A 362-nucleotide genomic window follows, 5' to 3' on the forward strand; every position below is an offset into this window, starting at 1 on the left:
GAGACCCCACACTACCATCGGCGCGATTGCGTTTCACTTCTGAGTTCGGGATGGGATCAGGTGGGACCACAATGCTATTGTCACCAAGCAAATTCTTACTGGTTAATTCTACGTCTGACGGCATTGTCTCCTCACTCCAGTGCTCATGTACTACTGTACACTCCGCCCTTCGCTCGTCACGGCTTTGTCTGCCGTACAATTACCTGCGTAATTAACCTTTATTTCTTAATTTAGAAAGCTGTATTGAGTACCACTTCTTAAGTGTTTCTATTCGTCTAAGTGCTACTTAGCAAAACCCATCTGGGTTGTATGGTTAAGCCTCTCGAGTCATTAGTATCAGTTAGCTCAACGCCTCACAACGC

General features: G+C 45.9%; 1 rRNA gene. It reads right to left on the reverse strand.

Annotated features, from left to right (window positions below):
- Positions 1–88, reverse strand: a 5S ribosomal RNA gene (gene rrf / locus AEA42_RS19070); the annotation flags it as partial.
- Between the last annotated feature and the right edge of the window lie 274 nt (positions 89–362).

Origin of the sequence: Shewanella sp. Sh95 (assembly GCF_001308045.1) — a bacterium.
Taxonomy (GTDB): Bacteria; Pseudomonadota; Gammaproteobacteria; order Enterobacterales; family Shewanellaceae; genus Shewanella; species Shewanella xiamenensis.